The sequence below is a fragment of the Phocaeicola abscessus CCUG 55929 genome, from assembly GCF_000312445.1.
GTDB lineage: Bacteria > Bacteroidota > Bacteroidia > Bacteroidales > Bacteroidaceae > Phocaeicola > Phocaeicola abscessus.
Window position 1 is genome coordinate 701,547 of sequence record NZ_HE997182.1, and the last position, 19,645, is coordinate 721,191.

Annotated in this window: 23 protein-coding genes; 5 read left to right on the forward strand and 18 right to left on the reverse strand. The window is 46.2% G+C overall.

Annotated features, from left to right (window positions below; all coding sequences use genetic code 11):
• Positions 1–26: 26 nt before the first annotated feature.
• Together BN102_RS02780 and tsaB are read right to left on the reverse strand one after the other, a co-directional pair.
• Positions 27–653 carry a DUF4290 domain-containing protein gene (locus BN102_RS02780; protein WP_019207549.1) on the reverse strand — a complete coding sequence of 209 codons (627 nt, stop codon included), beginning with the start codon at positions 651–653 and terminating at the stop codon, positions 27–29.
• 3 nt (positions 654–656) lie between these two features.
• Positions 657–1,346: a tRNA (adenosine(37)-N6)-threonylcarbamoyltransferase complex dimerization subunit type 1 TsaB gene (gene tsaB, locus BN102_RS02785; protein WP_019207550.1), complete on the reverse strand. Its 690-nt coding sequence runs from the start codon at positions 1,344–1,346 to the stop codon at positions 657–659.
• 97 nt (positions 1,347–1,443) lie between these two features.
• Between tsaB and BN102_RS02790 the strand changes: the two genes are divergently transcribed.
• From BN102_RS02790 to BN102_RS02805, 4 genes are all read left to right on the forward strand, one after another.
• On the forward strand, positions 1,444–2,316 hold the full coding sequence (locus tag BN102_RS02790; protein WP_036786964.1) for a YicC/YloC family endoribonuclease: 873 nt from the start codon (positions 1,444–1,446) through the stop codon (positions 2,314–2,316).
• 5 nt (positions 2,317–2,321) lie between these two features.
• Entirely contained in the window at positions 2,322–2,888 is a 567-nt protein-coding gene (gene gmk, locus BN102_RS02795; protein WP_019207552.1) for a guanylate kinase, read from the forward strand.
• A gap of 85 nt (positions 2,889–2,973) precedes the next feature.
• Positions 2,974–3,561 carry a nicotinate (nicotinamide) nucleotide adenylyltransferase gene (gene nadD, locus BN102_RS02800; RefSeq protein WP_035456839.1) on the forward strand — a complete coding sequence of 196 codons (588 nt, stop codon included), beginning with the start codon at positions 2,974–2,976 and terminating at the stop codon, positions 3,559–3,561.
• Positions 3,554–4,444: a 1,4-dihydroxy-2-naphthoate polyprenyltransferase gene (locus BN102_RS02805; protein ID WP_035456744.1), complete on the forward strand. Its 891-nt coding sequence runs from the start codon at positions 3,554–3,556 to the stop codon at positions 4,442–4,444. The genes nadD and BN102_RS02805 overlap by 8 nt, the downstream gene beginning before the upstream one ends.
• Before the next feature lie 166 nt (positions 4,445–4,610).
• Here the strand turns inward: BN102_RS02805 and ispF are convergent, their stop codons facing one another.
• From ispF to BN102_RS02865, 12 genes are all read right to left on the reverse strand, one after another.
• Positions 4,611–5,090, reverse strand: a complete 480-nt coding sequence (gene ispF / locus BN102_RS02810) for a 2-C-methyl-D-erythritol 2,4-cyclodiphosphate synthase (protein WP_019207555.1) — start codon at positions 5,088–5,090, stop codon at positions 4,611–4,613.
• A complete protein-coding gene (locus BN102_RS02815) occupies positions 5,087–5,704 on the reverse strand; it encodes a fumarylacetoacetate hydrolase family protein (RefSeq protein WP_021312202.1) in 618 nt (205 codons plus the stop codon). The genes ispF and BN102_RS02815 overlap by 4 nt, the downstream gene beginning before the upstream one ends.
• A complete protein-coding gene (locus BN102_RS02820; protein WP_035456747.1) occupies positions 5,701–6,357 on the reverse strand; it encodes a redox-sensing transcriptional repressor Rex in 657 nt (218 codons plus the stop codon). Before BN102_RS02820 ends, BN102_RS02815 begins: the two co-directional genes overlap by 4 nt.
• Before the next feature lie 146 nt (positions 6,358–6,503).
• Positions 6,504–7,496 carry a translation elongation factor Ts gene (gene tsf / locus BN102_RS02825; RefSeq protein ID WP_019207558.1) on the reverse strand — a complete coding sequence of 331 codons (993 nt, stop codon included), beginning with the start codon at positions 7,494–7,496 and terminating at the stop codon, positions 6,504–6,506.
• A 131-nt stretch (positions 7,497–7,627) separates the two neighbouring features.
• Positions 7,628–8,467, reverse strand: a complete 840-nt coding sequence (gene rpsB / locus BN102_RS02830; protein ID WP_021312148.1) for a 30S ribosomal protein S2 — start codon at positions 8,465–8,467, stop codon at positions 7,628–7,630.
• A gap of 124 nt (positions 8,468–8,591) precedes the next feature.
• On the reverse strand, positions 8,592–8,978 hold the full coding sequence (rpsI, locus tag BN102_RS02835; protein ID WP_019207560.1) for a 30S ribosomal protein S9: 387 nt from the start codon (positions 8,976–8,978) through the stop codon (positions 8,592–8,594).
• Positions 8,979–8,984: 6 nt separating this feature from the next.
• Positions 8,985–9,446 carry a 50S ribosomal protein L13 gene (rplM, locus tag BN102_RS02840; RefSeq protein ID WP_019207561.1) on the reverse strand — a complete coding sequence of 154 codons (462 nt, stop codon included), beginning with the start codon at positions 9,444–9,446 and terminating at the stop codon, positions 8,985–8,987.
• A gap of 211 nt (positions 9,447–9,657) precedes the next feature.
• Positions 9,658–9,888: a DUF8506 family protein gene (locus tag BN102_RS02845; protein WP_019207562.1), complete on the reverse strand. Its 231-nt coding sequence runs from the start codon at positions 9,886–9,888 to the stop codon at positions 9,658–9,660.
• Positions 9,878–10,453, reverse strand: a complete 576-nt coding sequence (locus tag BN102_RS02850; protein ID WP_019207563.1) for an ATPase — start codon at positions 10,451–10,453, stop codon at positions 9,878–9,880. The genes BN102_RS02845 and BN102_RS02850 overlap by 11 nt, the downstream gene beginning before the upstream one ends.
• A 198-nt stretch (positions 10,454–10,651) precedes the next feature.
• The gene (gene pdxT, locus BN102_RS02855; RefSeq protein ID WP_019207564.1) at positions 10,652–11,218 is read right to left on the reverse strand and encodes a pyridoxal 5'-phosphate synthase glutaminase subunit PdxT; all 567 of its coding nucleotides are present in this window, start codon (positions 11,216–11,218) and stop codon (positions 10,652–10,654) included.
• 14 nt (positions 11,219–11,232) lie between these two features.
• Entirely contained in the window at positions 11,233–12,108 is an 876-nt protein-coding gene (gene pdxS / locus BN102_RS02860; protein ID WP_019207565.1) for a pyridoxal 5'-phosphate synthase lyase subunit PdxS, read from the reverse strand.
• A 78-nt stretch (positions 12,109–12,186) separates the two neighbouring features.
• The gene (locus tag BN102_RS02865; RefSeq protein ID WP_019207566.1) at positions 12,187–13,275 is read right to left on the reverse strand and encodes a hydroxymethylpyrimidine/phosphomethylpyrimidine kinase; all 1,089 of its coding nucleotides are present in this window, start codon (positions 13,273–13,275) and stop codon (positions 12,187–12,189) included.
• Between the two features lie 566 nt (positions 13,276–13,841).
• On the opposite strand from BN102_RS02865, the gene BN102_RS02870 reads away from it, so the two are divergent.
• Positions 13,842–14,507 (forward strand): phosphatase PAP2 family protein, encoded by a 666-nt coding sequence (locus BN102_RS02870; protein WP_019207567.1) that lies wholly within the window; start codon positions 13,842–13,844, stop codon positions 14,505–14,507.
• Positions 14,508–14,558: 51 nt separating this feature from the next.
• Here the strand turns inward: BN102_RS02870 and BN102_RS02875 are convergent, their stop codons facing one another.
• The 4 genes from BN102_RS02875 to purB form a co-directional block, all read right to left on the reverse strand.
• Positions 14,559–15,050: a DUF4488 domain-containing protein gene (locus tag BN102_RS02875; RefSeq protein WP_019207568.1), complete on the reverse strand. Its 492-nt coding sequence runs from the start codon at positions 15,048–15,050 to the stop codon at positions 14,559–14,561.
• A gap of 158 nt (positions 15,051–15,208) precedes the next feature.
• Positions 15,209–16,612 (reverse strand): asparagine--tRNA ligase, encoded by a 1,404-nt coding sequence (asnS, locus tag BN102_RS02880; protein WP_036786970.1) that lies wholly within the window; start codon positions 16,610–16,612, stop codon positions 15,209–15,211.
• Positions 16,613–16,662: 50 nt separating this feature from the next.
• On the reverse strand, positions 16,663–18,093 hold the full coding sequence (locus BN102_RS02885) for a pseudouridine synthase (RefSeq protein WP_019207570.1): 1,431 nt from the start codon (positions 18,091–18,093) through the stop codon (positions 16,663–16,665).
• A gap of 51 nt (positions 18,094–18,144) precedes the next feature.
• The gene (purB, locus tag BN102_RS02890; RefSeq protein ID WP_019207571.1) at positions 18,145–19,491 is read right to left on the reverse strand and encodes an adenylosuccinate lyase; all 1,347 of its coding nucleotides are present in this window, start codon (positions 19,489–19,491) and stop codon (positions 18,145–18,147) included.
• Positions 19,492–19,645 lie beyond the last annotated feature (154 nt).

A 19,645-nucleotide genomic window follows, 5' to 3' on the forward strand; every position in this document is an offset into this window, starting at 1 on the left:
CTGAAGAATACCCGACAACCTCAATTTTAAAACTTTCGGCGTTGTCCGCTGTTCTGTTTTCGTTGATTGTTCGATTTCCGCTGATTGTTCGGTTTTCGTGGCGTAGTGTCTTTAGAATCGTTCAGTTCCAAATCTTCCGTCGTCAAATGGATTGTTCCGCTGGAGAAGTCCTGCAAATCGTTCAATATTTTCTGATCGTCCACGTTTTCCTTATTCCACAGGAGGTAACTGCGTTTCATGTAGTTTGCAATCAATCTGATAAGTTGATTTTTCTCATCCCCTTCAGGAAAAGCGACGGCGCGTTTGATCATCATCTCCACGATATAGCCATAATATCGATAACGGATATTTATCTGATGATAAGGGATTGATTCCGGTTTCGGATTGAGATTTTCTTTCTTGATCATCTCGAAAGGATAGTCTATATCGAGCTTAAAATCGGACATGATGGCTAAATGATCCCACAATTTATGTTTGAAATCTTCCGAATCGCGTAAACGGGGAAACATGCTTCCCATCACATTAACGATGGTATTAGCGCATTGCTGGCGCTCTGCACGGTCTTTAAGAGTCTGGCAAAAGTCCACCATATTTTGTACGCTTCTTCCGTATTGCGGAAGGGGTAATTTTCGCTGTTGGGTGTTATATTCCATAAACTATATTAATTTTTTGGGTTGAGTTGCAACGAATTCTTTCAGGTAAAACGGTTCGAAGTAAGCCACATCTTCATAGTAACGGTTCACGTTGGCTTTCTCTGCCAGCGGGAACATCCACTTTGCTTCCGGTACCACATTCTCTAAGAAATGCGCATGGGGATGAATAATTTGGGTACGGCATTTGGCTGCACCATTCCCGAAAAAATAAACAGGATGATCCACGAGGAAATCCCGATAGGATTTTTCGTTCACGATATCGGCGGCTATCTCTCGTTTTGTATTCAACGCTCTGTCGTATACTGCGGCATAAACTTCCATGCGGCGAGCATCGATCATCGGACAAAGCAAGGCCTCTTCCGGCAAGTCATCGTTCAGTAATACGGGTACCGATAATATCTGCAACGACGGAATGGCTATCAACGGCAAACTACGGCCGAAGCAGATTCCTTTTGCCATGGATACCCCTATTCGCAGTCCTGTATAGGAGCCCGGTCCACTACTTACAGCGACTGCATCCAATGGGATCGCATGACTGTCGGAAAAAGATAATGCTTCGTCCACAAAAGTGCCTAATTGGACAGCATGCGACGGACCGTTTAAATCTGCTTTGGAAAAAATGACTGCACCGTCCTGACTTAAAGCGATGGAACACGCTTCCGTAGAGGTTTCTATATTCAGAATACAAGACATATCGATTCTCCATTCAACTTATAATTTGCAAATATACACTTTTATTTATACTCCAATTCTTTAAAATCATTACTTTTGTCAAAAATACACATAAGTTATGATACAATCCATGACAGGATATGGCAAATCTTCTGCCATATTCGGGGGCAAGAAAATCATAGTAGAAATCAAATCACTCAATAGTAAAGCGATGGATCTGTCTACGCACATCGCTCCCGACTATCGGGAAAAGGAGATGGACATTCGTGCTTTGATCACCCAAAAGTTGGAAAGAGGAAAAGTGGATTTCAACCTTTGGATAGAAAAAGAGAACGAGCAAGCGGCCACCCCCATCAACGTTTCGTTAGTGGAGAATTACTATCGACAAATTAAAGCATTATCCACCCAACTGGATATCCCGGAACCGACCGACTGGTTCAACTTGTTGTTTCGTATGCCCGACGTATTGACGAAAGTAGAAACCCAGGAATTGGAGGAAGAAGAATGGGAAACAGCATGGCGGGTTGTGGAGGAGGCCGTAAACCATTTGGTAATCTTTCGCACGCAAGAAGGAGCAGCACTGGAAAAGAAATTCATGGAAAAGATCGACAATATCGAACGGTTACTGCAATCCATCGAATCCTACGAGGCGGAGCGGGTGGCAAAAATTCGCGAACGTATCATCGAATCGTTGAAGACCTTGCCGGTCGATTATGATAAAAATCGCCTGGAACAGGAACTGATTTATTATATCGAAAAGTTAGATATCAGTGAAGAGAAACAACGCTTGGAAAACCATTTGCAATATTTCCGTGAGACGATGAAAAACGGACATGGACAAGGGAAGAAATTAGGATTCATCGCCCAGGAAATGGGACGCGAAATCAATACTACCGGAAGTAAATCCAATTTGGCGGAAATGCAGAACATCGTGGTCCAAATGAAAGACGAATTGGAACAAATCAAAGAACAAGTACTGAACGTAATGTAAATGATATGGGCAAAGGAAAAATAATCATCTTCTCCGCACCGAGCGGATCAGGAAAGTCGACGATCATTGACTATCTGCTGACTCAGAACTTGCACCTCGCCTTTTCTATCTCGGCAACCGACCGCGCGCCTCGCGGAAAGGAAAAAAATGGTGTGGAGTATTATTTTCTTTCGCCGGAAGAATTTAAGCGACGCATCAAAAGAAATGAATTTTTAGAATACGAAGAAGTCTATCCCAATCGTTTTTACGGCACCTTGAAAGCACCTGTGGAAAAGCAATTAAGCGAAGGCTTCAACGTAATCTTTGACGTGGATGTGAAAGGCGGATGCAGCATAAAAAAATATTATGGAGAGAACGCATTAGCCATCTTCGTTCAACCGCCGAGCGTCGAGGAGTTGCGCAAACGGTTGGTAAACCGCGCGACGGATAAGCCGGACGTGATCGAGGATCGCCTCGCCAGAGCTCGGTTCGAACTGTCTTTCGCCGAGAAGTTTGATAAAATCATCGTGAACAATGAGTTGGAGGAGGCGAAAACCGAAGCATTAAAGCTGGTCAAAGCATTCCTTCGATAGAAAGAAAAATGGATAAGGCAACGTTTCTATGCATCGTAAGTCGGATCTATAATGACAAAGAATGGAAAAAGAGAGAAAAAGTACGCTGCAGCAGGCAAGAATTAGAACAGGTATCTTTAGCGGCTCGTTCAACCCTATTCACATCGGACATTTAGCTTTGGCTAATTACTTATGCGAATACGATATTTTGGATGAGGTATGGTTTCTCGTCACTCCGCATAATCCGCTGAAAAAAGAATCAGAGCTTTGGGATGATAATTTTCGGTTAGAATTAGTCAAACTTGCAATCGACGACTATCCGAAGTTCCGCGTCTCCGATTATGAGTTCCATCTTCCCGATCCTTCCTATACGATTACCACGCTGGACGCTTTGCAGCAAGAATATCCCGACAGGACTTTCGCGTTGATCATCGGATCGGATAACTGGAAAATATTCTCTCGATGGCATCAACCGGAACAAATTCTCAGCCGGCATCACCTCTTGATCTATCCGCGTTTGGGCTTCGATATTGACGAGAGTGCTTTACCCCGCCAAGTAAGGTTTGTGAAAGCGCCGATCTTCGAGATGAGTTCGACGATCATTCGTGAAGCCATCGAAACCGGGAAGGATGTGCGTTACTTTCTACACCCGGCTGTATATAAAAAGATTAAGAAGATGTTTCATGATGAATGACGTTGAGATAAACTCTATGAGGGCATGGGTACTGGCTGCCCGTCCGAAAACATTGACCGGTGCTGGTGTTCCAATCATGATCGGTTGTAGTTTGGCATACGGGGTAAACAGGTTTCAGTTGATTCCCGCCGTCGTCTGCTTCCTGTTCGCTTTCATCATGCAAATTGATGCCAACTTCATTAATGATTATTATGACTTCAAGAAGGGGATTGACCGGGACGACCGACTTGGGCCAGAAAGGGCCTGTGCGCAGGGCTGGATCAGTTTGCAGGCGATGTGGAAGGGTATCGTCGTCGTTTCTGTTACAGCTTGCCTCGTCGGTTCTTTTGTCCTCTTTTATGCAGGGTGGGAATTGATTCCCATCGGCCTCGTCTGCATCTTGTTCGCCTTTCTGTATACTGGTGGTCCTTATCCATTAGCTTATCATGGTTGGGGAGATGTGCTGGTGCTCCTCTTCTTTGGTTTCGTCCCCGTAGGAGGTACCTTTTATGTCATGGTTCACGATTGGACATGGGACGTCACCGTCGCTTCCACCGCTTGCGGCTTAGCGGTCAACACATTGCTGATGGTCAATAACTATCGAGATCGCGAGCAAGATAAAAAGAGTGGAAAGAAAACCGTTGTCGTCCGTTGGGGCGAAAAGGCGGGGCGACAGCTCTATTTGCTGCTCGGCATCGCAGCTACCGAATTGTGCCTGCTCTTCGTCTTCAGCGGCCATCTTGGGGCGGCCGTTCTTCCACAATTTTATTTGCCGATACACTTCTTGACATGGGAAGAGATGGTTCGAATCCGAGAAGGAAAAGTGTTAAACATCATTCTCGGAAAAACTTCACGCAATATACTTCTGTTCGGATTGCTCCTCAGTTTGGGATTAATCTTATAGCGCAACCGTGCGAGCTCCTTATCAGATACGCGATATGACAGCCCGAATGTCCATTACTAACATTTGAGAGGTTTTTCAGCCTACCAAATGTCCATTACGCCGGAGTTTATCATTAATGCTGCATCGGTTTTTTGCTCACCGAATATCGGGTATGAAGTATAGAAACTCAGTTTTTTTCGATCAATACCGTTGCATAAGCGGCAATCCCCTCCTCCCTACCGACAAAACCTAGGCCTTCAGAAGTGGTAGCCTTAATGGAAACGTCATTTTGATCGACGTGCATTAAACGGGCTAGGACTGCTTGCATTTTGGGGATATGCGGATTCAGCTTCGGGCGTTGCGCACAGATCGTCGCATCGATATTTCCTACCCGATAGCCTTTTGCGGCTATCAGTTCGACCGTTTGGGAAAGTAGAATTTTGCTGTCGATGCCTTTTAACACTTCTTCCGTATCGGGAAAATGTTGACCGATATCCCGCATATTGGCTGCTCCAAGCAATGCATCGCAAATGGCATGAATCAACACGTCGGCATCCGAATGACCGAGCAACCCCATGGAATGTTCCAGCTCGATACCTCCTAACCATAACTCCCGATCAGGAACCAACCGGTGTACATCATAGCCGAATCCTACACGTATCTTCATCGTACATAAAAATTTAATACTTTTTTATCTCCCAAGAAACCTTCCAGATGTTGCCCGATATGCACCGGCCCGACACCTGCAGGGGTACCGGTGTAAAGCAGATCACCCATCTTCAGGGTGAAGAAGTGGCTGATATACGAAATGATCCGATTTACGCCGAAGATCATGTCGGACGTATTGCCCTCTTGGACCGTCTTCCCATCGATATCAAGGCGGAATGATTGTTGCCGTATGTCTCTCAGTTGTTCTACGGAGACAAAATCGCCAATAACTGCCGCTCCGTCGAAACCTTTCGATATTTCCCAAGGGTTGCCTGCCTCCGCCAGCTTTTGTTGCAAGTCTCTCGCCGTCAAATCAATACCGACTGTCGCCGCATCGTAATACCGGGAAGCGAAGCGTTCGGGGATACATTTGCCCAATCGATTGATTCGAACGACTAATTCCGTTTCGTATTCTATTCGTTCGGAAAAATTGGGAAGGAAGAAAGGGTTACTGTCTTTCAGGAGCGCTGAATCCGGTTTGAGGAAGATAACTGGCTCGGTCGGCAAGGGTTTATCTGGATGCAATTCCCGGCAATGGGCCGCATAGTTCATCCCCACAGCAAATATCTTCATAATAGCTTCTGATTATCGTTTAAACGGTTAAACATCAAGGCTAAATGAGCGTAGATGGAAGTGTTTTGCACTACGATTCCTTCGGGGACGTGGATCCGGAAAGGGGTGAAATTCCAGATGGCTCGGATGCCGGAAGCAACCATGCGGTCGGTCACCTTTTGCGCCGAAGTGATAGGGACAGTCAGTATACCGATGCGGACATTCGTCTGCTTCATTAATGCTTCTAATCGGTTGACATGGTAAACAGGAACACTCCCGATTACCTTGCCGATGATGGCAGCATTTATATCGAATGCGCCGACAATTTTCAGCCCGTAGTGATTTAAACCGGAGTCTTGAAGCAAAGCTCCTCCTAAGCTACCGACCCCGAACAGATAGGCTTGGTGGCTGCTTGTGAAGCCGAGAAAACGCTCCAAGGCATCGATCAGTGCTCCGACGTCGTAACCGACCCTCGTCCGTCCTGAGATGTTTACATACGATAAATCCTTCGCTATCTGGGCAGCATCGATATTGGTCAGTTTAGAGATTTGCGTAGATGAAACATATTTCTCGCCTTCCCCCTTCATCAGCTTTACGGAGGAAAGGTACCAAGGGAGGCGTCGAAGTGTAGGTTCGGGAACTTTATCGATCGGTTTACGCAAAATCATACTCATCTCTTTTCGATTACGAATACAAATTTAGCATTTTTATTTGTACTGCTTTCAGGAAAGAGATGAATTTATTCGCCGAAGGTCTGTTTTAGAAAAGAAAGAGACTCGACCATGTCATGTCTCTCTCTTTGTAGATATCGACAGTTTCGTTATTCGGCACGAAGCGTAAAACGTTTGAAGTCTGCGATTTTCAGCTCAGCATCCGACTTCGCCATCAATTGTCCGATAGTCATTGTCGGATCCATGATATCTTCTTGTTCGACCAGACAAACTTCTTTGTAGAATTTCGCCATCCGCCCTTTGGCGATATTCTCGATCATTTGTTGGGACAGGTTAGCCGCTTTCTGCTCCGCCGTCTCCTTTTTGATCCGACGAATCTCGTCAGCTTGGGCTTCGGTAATTTCTTTCTTGCTGATGCCTTCTGCCAAGTGTTCTTCGTTCTCGGCAATATAGAGGTTGAATCCAGCCTTTTTCAGGGCGTTCTGAACGGCTTTTTCAATTTGTTCTTCTTTCGTTTTTTCCAGGGCGACTTTCCATTCGTTGTCTTTCACTTCCTGTGGAACGCTGGCCTGATCGATCGCAATCGGGTTCATGGCGGCGATTTGCATCGCAATTTCGTGGGCGAGGGCCTCATCAGCCAATTTGTTAAATGCGACCATCGTTCCCAAAATGTTCTTGCCTTGGTGATTATAGATAGCGACGGTTGTACCCTCGACCGTCAGATAAGCGCCCAATTCCATTTTTTCGCCAGTGATGCCGCTGCGGGCGATGATGGCGTCCTGAGCGGTTTCCTTTCCCAAAGAAAGCGTCTTGACTTCCTCTAAAGTTTTGCACTTGGCCGCGACAGCAGCGTCTAAGATTTGTTGAGTTAAAGCTACGAAATCGACATTAGTCGCCACGAAGTCGGTTTCGCATTTCAGTGCGATCAGTGCAGCGAAATTGCCTGTCGACTTGACCAGAACGCAACCGTTCGAAGCGTCGCGGTCGGAGCGTTTAGCCGCTACAGCCTGTCCTTTTTGGCGCAAGATTTCAATTGCTTTCTCCATATCGTTATTAGATTGTTCCAATGCATTTTTACAATCCATCATGCCTGCTCCGGTCAATTTCCGGAGCTTCGTAATATCAGCTATAGTTACAGCCATAATATCATTTTTTTATCGGTTAATATTCCATTTACGTAAATTGAGAGTTGAAAGTGCAGAATACAAACTTTGCAGCACGGATGTCCGTAGCCTTTTGGATTCTTACTCTCAACTCTCAATTCCTTATCACGTTAGGCTTCTTCGTCCTTATTTTTCATGAAAGCGGCAGCTTTAGATGCGTTGATCGCATCTTCTTCCGCCTTTCCTAAACGGGCCTTTGTCGTTTTCTTCCTGTTGACTTTCGGAGCGTTTTCTTCGCCGGTCTCTTGGTCTAACTTCTCGGCTTTCCGCTCTTCCAAACCTTCTGCTACGGCACCGCAAACGACGTCCAAGATAGCCTCTATCGAATCCGTCGCATCGTCGTTTGCAGGAATGACGAAATCGATATTATTAGGGTTCGAGTTCGTATCGACAATCCCGAACACCGGAATAGCGAGCCGATTAGCCTCGCGAACAGCTATATTCTCTTTCAATACGTCGACGATAAATAAGGCGGCAGGCAGGCGAGTCAAATCTGCAATAGAGCCTAAATTCTTCTCTAACTTAGCTCGCTGACGCGAGATTTGCAACATTTCGCGTTTGGATAAGTTCGCAAAAGTGCCGTCATTGGTCAGCTTATCGATTGTGGTCATCTTTTTTACTGCCTTGCGAATCGTCGGGAAGTTTGTCAACATACCGCCCGGCCAGCGTTCGATCACATAAGGCATGTTCACAGAAGTAGCTTTCTCAGCTACAATCTGCTTGGCTTGTTTCTTAGTAGCGACAAACAGGATTTTCTTTCCTGATTTTGCAATTTGTTTCATTGCTTCAGCAGCTTCTTCCACCTTGGCTACTGTTTTGTTAAGGTCAATGATATGAATACCATTGCGCTCCATAAAGATGTAAGGAGCCATTGCAGGGTTCCATTTTCTTCGTAAGTGCCCAAAGTGGCAACCCGCCTGCAATAATGTATCAAAATTTGTTCTGGACATTTTATTTTTCTTTAAATCGTTTACTTTCTTTTTTGTTTCTTTCTAACCAGCCATCGGGTAGTCTGTCCGATTAAAGAATCCCGACGGTTTAGATACTAAACGCAATCTTCTATTCCACCGACGGTTAACGTTTGCTGAATTGGAATCTCTTGCGTGCTTTCGGGCGTCCTGGTTTTTTACGTTCCACTTTGCGTGAGTCACGTGTGACGAATCCTGCAGCACGCAGCACAGGTTTGTCTTCCGCATTGATCTTCACCAGCGCGCGGGCGATGGCCAATCGTAACGCTTGCGACTGACCGGTGAATCCGCCTCCTTGAAGATTAGCCTTGATATCGTATTTTTCAGCTACTTCCAATTTTTTCAGGGGTTGTTTAACTACATATTGCAGAATCGAAGATGGAAAGTACTGTGCAAGGTCTCTCTTGTTGATAGTAATCTTTCCTGTACCCTCTGTTACAAAAATACGTGCTACCGCACTTTTCCGTCTACCTAACGCATTTACTACTTCCATGCTTTTTTATTTAAGTGAATTAATGTCGATCGATTGGGGATTCTGAGCCATTTGCTTGTGCTCGCTTCCTGCGTAGATATACAAATTTCGAATCAATTTGTTACCTAGCCGATTTTTGGGAAGCATACCCTTTACTACTCTTTTTACTAACTCCTCTGCTCCATTGGGCTTAGCCATAATGCTTGCGGGAGTCGATTCGCGTTGACCGCCAGGATAACCTGTGTAACGCAAGTAAACTCTTCCGGTCCACTTGTTTCCAGTTAATTTTACTTTGTCTGCGTTAATGACAATCACATTGTCGCCGCAGTCCACATGAGGGGTGAAATCCGGTTTGTACTTCCCTCGCAGCAGTTTCGCAACTTTTGAACCGAATCGGCCTAAAACCTGATCGGTCGCATCCACAATCACCCATTCTTTATGAGCTGTCTGTTTATTTGCGGAAATAGTCTTGTAACTTAAAGTATCCACTCTAAAATCCTTTTTAATGTTAACTACTAAAAAACAATTATATCCCGACCTCTATAATTATCCTCGGACAGGATTAATCATAGCGCCCAGATTTTACTTTTAATCTTTTGATAATAATCGGCTTGCAAAGGTATGGCTTTTCTTTTAACTGACAAACAAAATCAGCTTTTTTTTGACGTTTTACATTTTTACCTTTTTCGGGGAATCGTTTTCAACGGAACCAACTGCCTTCGACCAAATCGCTTTGCGGACATGTAATGCCGCTATTTTCTCTTTCTTTCAACACATCCGATGCAGCGATATGGATAATCTTGCCATTCGGATGCCCGTAACATAATTTACCTTCACGGCGTGCAGTTTCTTCTATCAACTGTTGTTCCGCTATTTCCAAACCGTAGCGCAATCTGTTACTGAATTCTTGATATTCCTCTCTAGTTGACATATTTCTTTATTTGGTTAAATAAGTCCTGATCATAAATCCTAATTTCGTTTCCTTTACGGAAAGCATCGGCAACAATCACGCGAGGTGTGTTGCTATTGTCGGCAAGCATCCAATAGTCGACGCACGACATGTAAATCTTGAATAAATTATTCAATCCCGCCTTATAACGACGGCGTACAATTAAGGGCGGTATATCATGTCCGCCATTGGATACCCGCTGTTTTACCCTTTCAATAGCAAGTTCCGGAGAGTTGAGCCAGAAATAGATCAAATTCACCGTATATCCCTTTTCTTGTGCTTGACGGATTAAACTTAAATAGGAACGGGTAGAAAGCGTCGTCTCTACGGAGAAGCTCACTCCAGAGAGCAATAATTCATCGATGCGATGTAACATCAGACGCCCTGCTTGAATCGCTACGCTCGACGGATTGAACGGAGATAGCCCTTTGGCGATTTCATCGGCATTAACGAATTCGCGACACTCCAATATATCCGGCAGAACTGAATAAGACGCCGTAGTCTTTCCCGCTCCATTACAACCTGCAATTATATATAGCGTAGCCATCTAACTTTTTCTTCGAGAAATGTAGGCTACAAATTAAACGATTCTTCTATTTCCATGCAAATTAGTAATGTATAAAAGTGTTAAAAACGGCACACTTTTTTCGTCTGTGTGCAAGCTTGTTCTTGCCGATACTTCATTGTCGATAAAAATAATTGGTGGAACTTTCTTTTGGTAAATGCTTTCGGAACGCCGATTCTTTTAAATCATCTGTAAGAAATACCGGTGTACGGAAGCATCCGTGTCCAATTCTGGATGGAAAGCCGTAACCAGCTGATTCTCCTGTCGGGCAGCCACGATATGTCCCTCGACGATCGAGAGGAGGTCGACATTCGGTCTTGCTTCACTGATGTACGGGGCTCGGATGAAGGTCATCGGGATATTCTCGCCTATGTTTTTCATTGCTGCGAAAGTATGAAAACTGCCCAGTTGCCGTCCATAAGCATTTCGCCTGACCGTGATGTCCATGGTACCCAGTCGTCTTGCCGGTTCGTTTTCCACCTGTTTGGCCAGAAGTATCAATCCGGCGCATGTTCCGAAAGTGGGAAGCCCTTTTTGGATGGCCTCTTGAATAGGATGGAACAAATGGAGATCGTACAGTAATTTAAGCATCACGGTACTTTCTCCTCCTGGGAGGATCAATCCGTCCTTGGGCTGATGCCAATCGGCCAATCGACGTATTTCAACTACTTCCGCACCGAGTTCTCGCAACCGTTGTTCATGTTCTATAAAAGCTCCTTGCAGCGCTAATACAGCAATCTTCTTCATAAACCAAATACTTTTTACTTCCCTCGTTCGGCCATGAGCAGATTGATCTCCTGTTCATTGATTCCGACCATGGCTTCGCCCAGATCTTCGGAAAGTTCGGCAAGTTTGTCTGGATCATTATAATTGGTTACTGCTTGTACGACGGCTGCCGCTCGTTTAGCCGGATTGCCGGACTTAAAGATGCCGGACCCTACGAATACGCCTTCCGCACCGAGTTGCATCATCAATGCTGCGTCGGCAGGTGTAGCGACCCCGCCTGCGGCGAAATTGACTACTGGCAATTTGCCATAGTTATGCACATAGCGCACCAACTCGTAAGGAGCTTGCAATTGTTTGGCAGCTTCGTAGAGTTCGTTTTCGTTCAAGGACGTGAGGCGATGGATTTCGCTTTGGATCAGTCGCATGTGACGAACTGCCTGGATGATATCGCCCGTTCCCGGTTCACCTTTCGTGCGGATCATCGTGGCTCCTTCGGCAATTCGTCGAAGTGCTTCGCCTAAATTTTTAGCGCCGCAAACAAAAGGCACGTCGAATTTGGTCTTATCGATGTGATAAATATCATCGGCCGGTGATAAGACTTCGCTTTCATCAATGTAATCGATTTGGATGGCTTGCAGTATCTGCGCTTCGGCAAAATGTCCGATACGACATTTGGCCATCACGGGGATAGAAACAGCTTGCTGGATGCTTTTGATCATTCTCGGGTCGCTCATTCTGGACACGCCGCCCGCCGCCCGAATATCCGCTGGTATACGTTCCAGAGCCATTACTGCACAAGCCCCGGCATCCTGGGCGATCTTCGCCTGTTCCGGTGTAGTTACGTCCATGATCACTCCGCCTTTCAGCATCTGAGCCAAATTACGGTTCAATGTTTGTCTGTCTTCTTTCATAATCGTTTTTTTAGGGCAAAAGCGCTTATCTTCATACTCGAAAAGTTTTAAATCGGATGCTGTCTTTTGCTTTTGGAATTATACATTATTTCTATATTCACTCGGTGTTACGTTTTTTAATTTCTTGAAGAACTTCGTAAAATGGGCTTGCGAACGGAAGCCCAAGTCGTAAGAGATCTCCTGCACTGTCTTATTGCTGCCGCTCAACATCGCTTCCGCCTGTTTCAACAAGTACTCGTCGATCAGTATTTTCGGCGTCTTTCCCGCCAAGCGTTTGGCTACCTGCGCCAAGTAACGGGTGGTAACATTCAACCGATCGGCATAATAACGGACGTCATTGCTGCTTTGATAATGCGAAGCGATCAAGCCGATGAATTCGTTATACAGTTCGCTTCCTCTGCCTTCTAAACGGCCGGAAAAGGTTGTTTGCTGACGGATATAACTTTTCGCGTTTTCGATTGCTTCGGGGATAGAGAGCTTCTGACTCAGATAGGTAGCGATGGCCGAAGAAAGCGTACCTCCTATGCCATGGACATTTTCCGCAGCGGCGGGCGAGAAGAGGTATCTTGGCTTCTGTTCCCCGGCGATCAATAAGAGATCCGTCGTCATCTCCGCCGAAGTCATTCCTTCTTGCAGCAATACGGCTTTGCTTCCTCGGTGCAGCAATTCGGCGGCGGCGGATGTCATCTCGTCGATGGTTTCTATTTTCCTGTTCAGAAAATACGAAGCCGCTTGACGGCTAATCACCACCAAGGTACAGTGCTTCAAGAAATGCGATTGGATACGTTCGATCACGTCGGTCGACATGAGCAATTCGTTACGGCTCGAAACGACGATCGGATCATAAACCACGCACGGAGGTCTATATTTGGTTAAGGCGAGCGTGATTGCATCCACCACCTCGACGCTTCGAGCCATTCCTATCTTCACGGCCGCGGGTTGAATGTCGTCGATGATCGCCTCGATTTGCCCAGCGACAATCGCGGAGGGCAGGTCGAAGAAATCCTGAATGCCCAACGTATTCTGTACGGTGATGGAAGTGATAGCGGAAACCGCATACCCTCCCAACGCCGTAATGATCTTGATATCCGCTTGAATGCCCGATTCTCCCGTGCTATCCGAACCGGTAACGGTAAGGACCGGAAGCGGTTTATTTTTCGTCTCCATCGATCTGTTCCATTGCGGAGACAAAGGAAGTTGAAAAAAAGGAAATAAAAAAACGAAGTTCTGGTTTTGACAAATAATATACCTAAAAATATAAAGAAACGGTCGGCACATGTCTTTTACTCGTTTGGATACGTCCCCTAATGTAGCTGGATACGTCCCGAATCCCGCCGGCGAGGTTGTTTATCCCGTCGGATAGGTTATATAACCTATCCGGATACGTCCGGAACGTCAAATTTGAGGTTGTCTAACCTCAACGGACAGGTTATCCAACGTATCCGGCGAGGTTCGGAACGTCAACGGACAGGTTATCCAACGTATTCGGCGGGATCCGGGACGTCAACGGACAGGTTATCCAACGTATTCGGCGGGATCCGGGACGTCAACGGACAGGTTATCCAACGTATCCGGCGGGATCCGGGACGTCAACGGACAGGTCACTAACCTCAATGAGGGGATAGAAGACGTAGCCTGATCTGTAAAAATCCATCTTATGCGCAAATCTTTCAAAAGTCTGCGCTATCCTAAAAATATATTTGTATCTTTGCGCGCTCATCAATATAGAGGCTATGATAGAATATCTGCAGCATATGGATTCCGATCTGTTATTATGGTTAAACGGTTTCCACAACTCTTTTTTCGATTCGCTGATGTGGCTTATTTCTTATAAATACGTATGGATTCCGATGTACGCGGTGTTGCTGTATGTGTTATTCAAGAAGTACGGCATTCACGTGGTGTTGTTTGTGTTGATAGCTATGTTTCTGCTGAATTTCGCCGTTTCCGATTATGTCTGCGGAAGCGTATTGCGCCATGCGGTGATGAGACCTCGTCCGACCAACGTCGAGAGTCCGATTTGGCAGCTTGTTCATACGGTGAATGATTATCGCGGAGGCCATTACGGCTTTCCTTCGTGTCATGCTGCCAATTCTTTTTCCCTGGCCACGCTGATGTCGCTGCAATTGCGAAAAATTCGGATTATCATCTTCATTTTTACCTGGGCGATCTTCCATTCCTACAGTCGCATTTACTTAGGCGTTCATTATCCCGGGGATATCGTTGCGGGGGCATTGATAGGCGTATTGATCGCTTTTGCGATTTACTATGCATTCAACTATGTGGCGCATATAAAATACGATCGGTCGACCGACTATATCAATATGATCCCCTATGCTGGATTGTCTACATTAGCGACTCTCATTCTGTTCACATATATTAAGAGGCAATGGTTTTAGAGGCCTTGTATGGGGCATGAGGAGGAGAGTCTACCAGCCTATAGAAAAGGTTTATCTGACCAAATCTTTCGGGTAGGTGGTCGGCATGTTTACTCTTTTCCATGTTTCATAACACCAAGTGTTGATTTCGTTCCCCTGGCGATCGTTCTTAATGAAATATTTGAGCACCATCAGTTCGGCGTCATCTTTCAGCGTAAAATAAAGAATATTGTCTGCACCCGTAAGCTGAGGCAAATCCAAACTCTTTTCGACATGTTCCACGTAGATGGAATCGGAACTTATTTCGTAAGTGCCGGAACCGATAATAATGGCGCCTCGATTGGGAATGACGGTCATATTGACGAATTTTCCATTGTCCGACAATACTTTGAAAGAATTGCTGGGTTTCAACTCGCCGATCATATCCGGACTGGCCGATACGTAGAAACACATCTGCCAAATACCTTTTAGGTTCGACTCCTGAGCCTGTCGTTGTCCCCTCACGCTTGTCGCTCCCGCCCATAGGGAGATTCCCATTAAAAGAACGCGAAAATACTGTTTCATAGCGGTATGTATTAGTTAACAAATTGGTTTGAGAAAGTCTGCCTACAAATATATCAATTATTTCCGAATGTCAAAGAACGATGCTGACAATTATTTTTACATATGTCCGAATTGAGATAATCGCATGACGAACCCTTTTCATAGGGTATGGAAATCGATTAGAAATCGGCGTTGTGCGGTGTTCTGGGGAAGGGGATGACATCGCGTATATTGGCCATTCCCGTAACGAAAAGAATCAAGCGCTCGAACCCGAGGCCGAAGCCGCCATGCGGGCAGGTGCCGTATTTACGCGTATCCAAATACCACCACATATCTTTCATCGGGATGTGCCGACGTGCTATTTCCGCTTTCAATTTCTCGAGGTTTTCCTCCCGGACGGAGCCTCCGATAATCTCTCCGATTTGCGGGAATAAGACATCGGTTCCCTGAACGGTTTTATCATCCTCGTTCACCTTCATATAGAAGGCTTTGATTTCTTTTGGATAGTCGGTCATTATCACTGGCCGTTTGAAGTAAAGTTCGACCAGATAGCGTTCGTGTTCGCTGGCCAAATCCATTCCCCACGAAATGGGGAATTCGAACCGATGTCCCTGCCTTGCCGCTTCTTCCAAGATCTTAATGCCCTCCGTATAGGACAGACGTACGAAGGGATCTTTCAATATGCCCTGGAGGCGTTCGATCAGGGTCTTGTCGATCATCTTATTCAGAAATTTCAGATCTTCGTTACAATGTTCCAAAGCCCAGCGCACACAAAACTTAATGAAATCTTCCTCCAGGTCCATCAGGGCCGGCAGGTCGACGAACGCGACCTCCGGTTCTATCATCCAGAATTCGGCCAGGTGCCGGGGCGTGTTGCTGTTCTCCGCCCGGAACGTAGGACCGAATGTATAGATAGCTCCCAAAGCCGTGGCTCCGAGTTCGCCTTCCAACTGTCCACTTACCGTCAGAGAAGTCATTTTGCCGAAGAAATCGTCGTCGTACTTAATCTTTCCGTGCTCATCTTTCTTCAAATCGTACAGATTCTGAGTCGTGATCTGAAACATTTCTCCCGCTCCTTCGCAATCGCTTGCCGTAATGATAGGAGTGTGGAAGTAAAAGAATCCGTGTTCGTGAAAGTAGGTATGAATAGCCATGGACAGGTGGTGTCGAATACGCATCACGGCACCGAAAGTATTGGTACGCAGACGGAGATGAGCGTATTGACGCATATATTCGAAACTTTGTCCTTTTTTCTGCATAGGGTAATCGTTTCCGCACAGTCCATAGATTTCAATACTTTCTGCCTGTATTTCGGAACGTTGTTCAGAGCCTTCGCTCTCCACCAATTTCCCCTTCACGCCGATACAGGCTCCTGTCGTTAACTGTTTCAGCTGCTCTGCATCGAACCGAAGCGGGTCGATCACAAGCTGTACATTGTGGATGGTGGAACCGTCATTCAATGCGATAAAATCGACCGCTTTACTACTCCGATGCGTACGAATCCATCCTTGCACATGAACAATTGCGCCGAAATCCGTACGTTTCAGAATATCGACCACCTTTGTTCTACAAATTTTTTCCATTGTTCATTCTCCTCAATCAAATCTTTTAGCCTCTTACAGCTTTCATCTCTTTATTCAAAAGCCCCCATGCGGAGTATATTGACTTCTTTCTCCGTGAGGAAACGCCAATCGCCGCGACGCAGTCCTTTCTTCGTCAAACCTGTGAAATAAACCCGATCCAACTTGTACACTTTGTATCCTATAGCTTCGAAGAGACGTCGTACGATACGGTTGCGTCCCGAATGTATTTCGATTCCTACCTGCGTTTTATCCGTTTCCGAGACGTAGCTTACAGCATCGGCATGGATCTCGCCGTCATCCAAGATGATTCCCGAGAGGATCCGATCCATGTCTTCCTGAACGAGGGGTTTGTCAAGATAAACGTGATATATTTTCTTTTTCAGGAATTTCGGATGAGTCAGCTTGGAAGCCAGGTCGCCATCGTTCGTCAGAAGCAGTACCCCCGTCGTGTTGCGATCGAGGCGGCCGACCGGATAAATACGTTCGGCACACGCATTTTTTACCAGGTCTTTTACCGTCTTGCGTTCTTGCGGATCGTCCGACGTGGTGATATAGCCTCTGGGTTTGTTTAGCAAAATGTAGACCTTGCGCTCTAATTTGACCGATTCGCCGTGAAACTTCACGTCGTCGGAACGGATGATCTTTGTTCCCAATTCGGTAACGACCTGTCCGTTTACGGAAACTGCGCCAGCCGTGATAAACTCGTCAGCTTCTCGGCGCGAGCAAATTCCTGCATTGGCTAAGTATTTGTTCAGACGAATCGGCTCGTTCGGGTCGATCCATACTTCCTTGTATTCGATTTGTTTCTTTTTATTGTACTTCGCGTTCGGATTATAATCGGCCGTGCGCGGACGATATGGGCGATTATCTTGTTGGAAGCGAGGGCGGTACCGATTCTGACTGTTTCCATTTTGAATGCGAGGACGACGCATGCGCACCGCAGGCATGTCTCCCTCGTCGGTATGGCGTGGAGTGTACGGACGTTGTAAACGTTCGTCATCGTTATTATAGTTATTGTAATTGGGATGCGGTCGATACGGGCGCGACTCCCCTTCCTCGCGACGATAGTTCGGGTAATAGCTGTTGGGGCGAGGCCTGTAGAGGCGTTGCGGACTGTTGTAGGCATTGTCGTCGCGACGATAGTCCGGACTGTAATTGTTCATGCGCGGCCGGTACGGGCGTGGCTGGCCGTTGTCCATATCGTCTCCGTTGTTCGGGTTGAAACGGGGATTGTGTGGGCGGTTATTGTAATACCGACGGTATCCCGACTGTCCCTCCGCATGATATGTGTGATACGGTCGATTGTTACCTTCTCTGTTGTAATTCGGATGATAACTGTTTGCGATTCGTGTTCGATAAGGACGTTGTTCGTCCTGCGGCTGATATCCTCCTTCCCGGTCTACTTGCCGGTTCTCTTCGTCGACATACTGATTCTCTTCATTGACAGCCTCGTTCGGTCTGTTTTCATTTTCTGTACTCATAGCTTTTTTATTAATAATGAATAATGCCCTCTCGGGCTTTGTTTTTATAAATTAAATTCCCGTATAGGTATGTGGCGTGATGGCACGCAATTCGTTCTTTACCTTTTCGCTTACGTTTAATGAGTGGATAAAATTTCGAATCGATTTTTCCGTAATGTCTTCGTTTGTTCGGGTAAGTGCCTTCAACGCTTCGTAAGGATGCGGATAGGCTTCCCGACGCAAGACGGTCTGAATGGCTTCGGCTACTACGCTCCAAGAATGATCTAGATCTTCGCGGATTTTCTCTTCGTTCAGCAATACTTTATGCAATCCTTTCAGTGTGCTTCGGATGGCAATCACGGTATGCCCTATGGGTACGCCGATGTTGCGTAAGACCGTGGAATCGGTCAAGTCGCGCTGCAAACGCGAAAGGGGTAATTTCAGCGAGAGATGGTTTAATATGGCGTTGGCCATGCCTAAATTGCCTTCCGCATTTTCGTAATCGATCGGATTCACTTTATGAGGCATCGCACTCGATCCGACCTCGCCCGCCTTGATCTGCTGTTTGAAATAGTCCATCGATATATACATCCAGAAGTCGCGATTCAGGTCGATCATCACCGTGTTGATCCGTTTCATCGCGTCGAAGATCGCCCCGAGGCTGTCGTAATTCGAAATCTGGGTGGTGTATGCCTCTCGTTCCAGCCCTAATCGCTCGGAGACGAAGCTGTTGCCGAACGCTTTCCAGTCGATCTCAGGATAGGCCGCATGATGGGCGTTGAAGTTTCCTGTAGCTCCTCCGAATTTGGCCGTGAGCGGACAGGCTTTCAGCGCAGCCAATTGTCGACTCAAGCGGTATGCGAAGACTTTTATCTCCTTGCCCAGACGGGTTGGAGAAGCCGGCTGCCCATGTGTTCTGGCCAACATCGGAACGGCTTTCCAACGCTCCGCATACTCGTCCAGCAAGGCAATCAATTCTTCCAGCAGAGGATAGTAGACCTCCTGCAACGACTCCTTCAACGATAAGGGCACAGCAGTATTGTTAATGTCTTGAGACGTCAAACCGAAATGGACGAATTCCTTATACCGTTCCCACCCGTCGCGCTTATCAAATTGTTCCTTGATAAAATATTCGATCGCTTTCACGTCGTGGTTCGTCGTGCGCTCGATCTCTTTGACACGCCGAGCATCTGTCTCCGAGAAATGTTCGTAAATGGCGCGTAAAGAAGCGAACTGGGAACGATCGAAATCTTTCAACTGTGGGAGGGGCCATTCGCATAAAGCGATAAAGTATGCGATCTCTACGCGCACTCTATATTTAATTAGGGCGAATTCTGAGAAGTAAGCAGCCAACGCTTCCGTTTTCTCTCTGTACCGGCCGTCAATCGGCGAAATTGCCGTGAGTAAATCGAACTCCATAATCCATGTTGATCTATCGGACTGCAAATTTAATTATTTTTCCCGATAATCTTACAGAAATACGATAAAGTTATTTAAAAGATGCGAATGTCGTTCAAATGAATGTTTGAAAAGGCTTGCTCTGTGCCTGAAAAATATGTCGTCATATTCTGTC